Genomic DNA, 5,587 nt, shown 5'->3' with positions numbered 1-5,587 from the left:
GGTGCGGCGGCCGCACCTGCCCCCTCCTGCGTCGACGCTGCTGCGAGGTCGGGGGTGTTCTGATCGGTCACGCGGAGCGCTCCTGGGTGCCGCGAACCGCCCTCCACACGCGTGGCGGTCCTCGGTCGGTCGGTCGTCACTCACGCGGCGCGTGGCGACGGAAGTCGTCGGGCGCGGCCGCACACCGGGCCGGCGGGCGCCTTCGCCTGCCTCGTCCGTCCGGGCCCGGTTGGGCCTCTCGACGGTGCGGCGGCGGCTGGCGCGCGCAGCGCACTGGGTGCGAGCTCACGGGTTCGCCTCGCGGTGTGGACGCTCGTCGAACCGCGGCCAGTATCGCACAGAGCGCCGGAACCGGCGTGCTCGCGACGCGCGAGGGGATGACGACAAGTCGTCAGCACCCGGGACCTTCGTCCCGGCCTGGCCCGGGTGCCCGCCCTAGCGTTCCCCTCGGGTGGGATCACCGCCTGCAGGACTCCCTGCGCTCTGACGCACGCCCCCACCCATTCGCCGCCCGCACCGCACGGAGAACACGTGGACGCCCTCGATCTGGCCCGCTGGCAGTTCGGCATCACGACCGTCTACCACTTCATCTTCGTCCCGCTCACGATCGGCCTGGCGCCGCTCGTCGCGATCATGCAGACGATCTGGTACCGCACCGGCAACGAGCGCTGGCTGCGCCTGACCAAGTTCTTCGGCAAGCTCCTGCTGATCAACTTCGCGATCGGCGTCGCCACCGGCATCGTGCAGGAGTTCCAGTTCGGCATGGCGTGGAGCGAGTACTCCCGCTTCGTCGGGGACGTCTTCGGGGCGCCGCTCGCCATGGAGGCGCTCGCCGCGTTCTTCATCGAGTCGACGTTCCTCGGGCTGTGGATCTTCGGCTGGGACAAGCTGCCCAAGAAGATCCACCTCGCGTGCATCTGGGCGGTCGCGATCGCGACGAACCTGTCGGCGTTCTTCATCCTCGCGGCCAACTCGTGGATGCAGCACCCCGTGGGCATCACGTACAACTTCGAGACCGGCCGCGCCGAGATGAACGACATCGGCGCCGTGCTCACGAACCCGACCGTGCTCGCCGCATTCCCGCACACGATCACCGCCGCACTCCTGACCGCGGGCACGTTCGTCGCCGGCATCGCCGCGTGGTGGATGGTCAAGAAGGTCCGCGCGGGCGACGCCGCCACGGCGCGCGACGTGTACCGACCGGCCGTGATCCTCGGGCTGGTCGCGATGCTCGTCGGCGGCGCGGGCGTCGCGGTCTCCGGCGACGCGCAGGCCAAGCTCATGTTCGACCAGCAGCCGGCGAAGATGGCGGCGGCCGAGGGCCTGTGCGAGTCGGCCGACGGCGCGTCGTTCTCGATCCTGGCGATCGGCGACCTCACCAACGACTGCGCGGGCGTCAAGCACCTCATCGAGATCCCGGGTCTGACCTCGTTCCTCGCGACCGGCGACTTCGACTCCCGGGTCCGGGGCGTCGACGAGCTGCAGGACTACTACGCGCAGTGGATCCGCGACTGGGAGGAGGCCAACGGCGTCGCCCCCACGTTCGACGACGACACGCGCTTCTATCCGAACCTCGCGATCACCTACTGGTCGTTCCGCCTCATGATCGGCTTCGGCGCCGGTGCGGCGGCCCTGTCGCTCGCCGCCCTGTGGCTGCTGCGCAAGAAGGGCTCGGTCACGGACAAGAAGTGGTTCGGCACGCTCGGCATCGCCGCGATCGCCACGCCGTTCCTGGCCTCGTCGTTCGGCTGGATCTTCACCGAGATGGGCCGGCAGCCGTGGGTGGTCGCCCCGAACCCGAACTCCTCGGGCGTCGACGGCGTGTGGCTGCTGACCGCACGGGGCGTCTCGGTCGTCACGAGCCCGACGACGATCTGGATCTCCCTGATCGGCTTCACGCTCCTGTACGGCGTGCTCGCGGTGCTCTGGTACCGCCTCATGCACCGCTACGCGGTCGAGGGCGTCGCCGCCAGCGAGAAGGACCCGAGCCCCGAGGCGCGCGCCGCCGCCGGGCGCGACGGCTCCGACGACGACTCGACCCTGTCCTTCGCCTACTGAGCCGCGAGACGGAGACATCACCATGGAGCTCACGACCGTCTGGTTCGTCCTCATCGCGGTCCTGTGGACCGGCTACCTCGTGCTCGAGGGGTTCGACTTCGGTGTCGGCATGCTGCTCGGCCTCCTGCCCAAGAAGGGCGACAAGGAGCGCGAGCGGCGCGTCATGATCAACACGATCGGCCCCGTCTGGGACGGCAACGAGGTGTGGCTGCTCACCGCGGGCGGCGCGATGTTCGCGGCGTTCCCCGAGTGGTACGCGACCCTGTTCAGCGGGTTCTACCTGCCGCTGTTCCTCATCCTCATCGCGCTCATCGTGCGCGTCGTGGCGTTCGAGTGGCGCGGCAAGATCAACGACGACCGCTGGCGCACCTGGGCCGACCGCGCGCTGATCTTCGGCTCCTGGCTGCCGTCCGTGCTGTGGGGCGTCGCCTTCGCGAACATCGTGCGCGGGGTCGAGCTCGACGCCGACCACCAGTACGTGGGCGGGTTCTTCGCGCTGCTCAACCCGTTCGCGCTGCTCGGCGGCGCGGTCACCACGTTGATCTTCCTCACGCACGGCGCGATCTTCCTGGCGCTGAAGTCCGACGGCGACATCCGCCGTCGCGCGGGAGACTTCGCGGCGCGCTCGTCGGTCGTGACGCTCGTCGTCGCCGGCGCGTGGGCGATCTGGGCGCAGCTCGCCTACTCCGACAACGCGTGGACGTGGGCCGCCGTGGCGGTCGCCGCCGTCGCACTCGTGCTCGTGGTGCTCGCGACGCGGGCACGACGCGAGGGCCAGGCGTTCGTCGCCTCGGCCGTCGCGATCGTGGGCGCCGTCGTGCTGATCTTCGGCTCGCTGTTCCCCGACGTGATGCCCGCGTTCGACCAGGCGAACTCGCTCACGGTCGACAACGCGTCGTCGACCGACTACACGCTCACGGTCATGACGTGGGTCGCCGTGGTCCTCACGCCGCTCGTGCTGCTCTACCAGGGCTGGACGTACTGGGTGTTCCGCAAGCGACTGACCACCGACCACATCCCGGCGCACACCGGCCTGACGTTCCGCCGCGACGAGCCCGCGGCCGTCGCGGCCGGCTCGTCGGGCGAGGGATCCGGCACGATCGAGGCGTGAAGCCCCTCGACCCGCGCCTGCTGCGCCACGCCCGCGCGGCGCGGTGGTACGTCGCCCTGACCGTCGCGCTCGGCATCGTCACCGCCGGGCTCGTCGTGGCCCAGGCACTCCTGCTGGCGCACGCCCTCGGGCGCGCCGTGAGCGACGGCGTCGCCCTCGGCGCGCGGGCATGGGACGCGGTCGCGCCGCTCGTCGGCTGGTTCGCGCTCGTCGTGGCGGCGCGCGTGCTCGTGACGGTCGTGCAGGAGCGGTACGCCCACCGGGCGGCAGCCCGGGCCGTCGCCGAGCTGCGCGAGCAGGTGGTGGCGCGCGCGACCGCCCTCGGGCCGCGCCGGCTCGGCGACGGGCGCGCCCCCGAGCTGGTCACGCTCGCGACGCGCGGGCTCGACGACCTCGAGCCGTACTTCGTGCGGTACCTGCCCCAGCTCGTCCTCGCCGCGACGGTCACACCCGCGACCCTGCTCGTCGTCCTCGAACTCGAGTGGGTCTCGGCGGTGATCCTCGTGGCGGTCCTGCCCCTCGTGCCGATCTTCATGTGGCTCGTCGGTGTGCTCACGCAGGGCCGCTCGGAACGCGGGCTCGCCGCGATGCAGCGGCTGTCCGCACAGGTGCTCGACCTCATCGCGGGTCTGCCGACGCTGCGCGCGCTCGGTCGCGAACGCGGCCCGGGTGCCCGCGTGCACGCCCTGGGCGACGCGCACCGGCGCGCGACGATGGGCACGCTGCGCATCGCGTTCCTGTCCGGCATGGTGCTGGAGCTGTTGTCGACGCTGTCGGTCGCGCTCGTCGCGGTGGGTATCGGCCTGCGCCTCGTGCACGGCGACCTCGACCTCGTGACGGGCCTCGCGGTGCTGGTGCTCGCCCCCGAGGTGTTCGCCCCGCTGCGCGCGGTGGGTGCGCAGTTCCACGCCTCGACGGACGGCGTCGCCGCCGCCGAGGCCGCGTTCGCGGTGCTCGACGAGCCCGCCCCGGACAGGTCGGGCACCGCGCCGGCACCCGACCTCTCCCGCGTCGGTGTCCGCGTCGAGCACGTGAGCGTGCGCACCGCGCGCGGCGAGACGCCGCGTGACCTGTCGTTCGCGGTCGTCCCGGGCCGCGTGACCGCGCTCGCGGGGCCGCCCGGGTCCGGCAAGTCGACCGCGGTCGAGGTGCTGCTGGGGCTCCTCACGCCCGACGAGGGCGTCGTGCGGGTCGGCGACGACGTCGTGGTCGCCGCGCACGAGCCCGGCACCGTGGACCTCGAGACGTTCTGGCGGCAGGTCGCCTGGCTCCCCCAGCGGCCGGTCCTCGAGCCCGGCACGCTCGCACAGGTCGTCGGCGGCGACGACGAGCAACGCCGGCGCGCGGCGGAGGTGACCGGGCTGGACGCGGTCGTCGTCGACCTCCCCGACGGCTGGTCGACCCGCATCGGTCGCGGCGGTCACGGGCTGTCCGTCGGCCAGGCGCAGCGCGTCGCGCTGACCCGCGCGCTCGTGGGCTCGGCGCCGCTGGTGGTCCTCGACGAGCCCACCGCCCACCTGGACGACGTCGCCGAGCGCACCGTCCTGCGCACGGTGGCCGCGCTGCGCGACGCGGGACGCGCGGTCCTGCTCGTCGCGCACCGCGCCGCCCTGCTCGCGTGCGCGGACGACGTGGTCACGCTGGACGACGCGCACCTCGCGGCGGTGACGCGATGACGACGACCGCCATGACCGCGAGCCCCGAGACCGCGCGCCCCGACGACGTCGCGGTCCCCCCGCGCGGGACGCTGCGCCGTGCCGTCGCCCTGCTCGAGGTCGACCGCCGACGCTTCGCCCTCGCGGTCGTGCTCGGCACGCTCGCGCTCGGCTGCGCGGTCGCGCTGGCGGCGGTCTCCGCGTGGCTGATCGCACGTGCGTCGCAGATGCCGCCGGTGCTCACGCTGTCCGTCGCCACGGTCGGGGTGCGCGCGTTCGGCATCGGTCGCGGCGTGCTGCGGTACGTCGAGCGGCTGGTCTCCCACGACCTCGCCCTGTCCGGCATGACGCGGCTGCGCACCACGCTGTACGAGAGGCTCGCGGACGGTCGCGCGGGGGCGGTGCTCAGCGTGCGCCGCGGCGACCTGCTCGCACGGGTCGGGGCGGACGTCGACGACGTGGGCGACCTCGTGGTGCGCGGTCTGCTGCCCGCGGCCGTCGCGGCCACGCTCGGCGTCGCGACCAGCGCCGCGATGATCCTCATCTGGCCGCCGGCGGGGCTCGCGCTCGTCGCGTGCCTGCTGCTCGCCGGGGTGGTCGCCCCGTGGCTCGCCGGCCGCGCTGCTCGCAGGACCGAGCGCCTGGGCGCCCAGGCGCGGGCGGACGTGAACGCCGAGGCGCTCGGTCTGCTCGACGACGCCGGTCCGCTCACCGTCGCGGGCCGCGTGCCCGCGCGCCTGGACGCGCTGCGCGACGCGGACCG

At 73.3% G+C, this 5,587-nt stretch carries 3 protein-coding genes and 1 pseudogene; all 4 read left to right on the top strand.

Features of this window, described 5'->3' with window-relative positions; genetic code table 11:
• Nucleotides 1-531 precede the first annotated feature (531 nt).
• Nucleotides 532-2,058 (top strand): cytochrome ubiquinol oxidase subunit I, encoded by a 1,527-nt coding sequence (locus tag CWIS_RS02880; protein ID WP_048341736.1) that lies wholly within the window; start codon nt 532-534, stop codon nt 2,056-2,058.
• Nucleotides 2,059-2,080: 22 nt separating this feature from the next.
• Complete coding sequence (gene cydB, locus CWIS_RS02875; protein ID WP_048341735.1) at nt 2,081-3,169, top strand: cytochrome d ubiquinol oxidase subunit II; 1,089 nt, start codon at nt 2,081-2,083, stop codon at nt 3,167-3,169.
• The gene (cydD, locus tag CWIS_RS02870) at nt 3,166-4,845 is read left to right on the top strand and encodes a thiol reductant ABC exporter subunit CydD (RefSeq protein ID WP_048341734.1); all 1,680 of its coding nucleotides are present in this window, start codon (nt 3,166-3,168) and stop codon (nt 4,843-4,845) included. The genes cydB and cydD overlap by 4 nt, the downstream gene beginning before the upstream one ends.
• Nucleotides 4,842-5,587 (top strand): annotated as a pseudogene (locus CWIS_RS02865) (thiol reductant ABC exporter subunit CydC); the annotation flags it as partial. The gene cydD and the pseudogene CWIS_RS02865, both read left to right, overlap by 4 nt.

Origin of the sequence: Cellulomonas sp. A375-1 (assembly GCF_001040865.1) — a bacterium.
Classification (GTDB): Bacteria; Actinomycetota; Actinomycetes; order Actinomycetales; family Cellulomonadaceae; genus Cellulomonas; species Cellulomonas gelida.
The sequence above is the reverse complement of the archived record's forward strand: the minus strand, read 5'-3'. Positions and strand labels throughout refer to the sequence as shown.

What these genes read in the sequence shown, in the direction of transcription:
- cydB (WP_048341735.1), top strand. Translation starts at nt 2,081, where the DNA reads ATGGAGCTCACGACCGTCTGGTTCGTCCTCATCGCGGTCCTGTGGACC.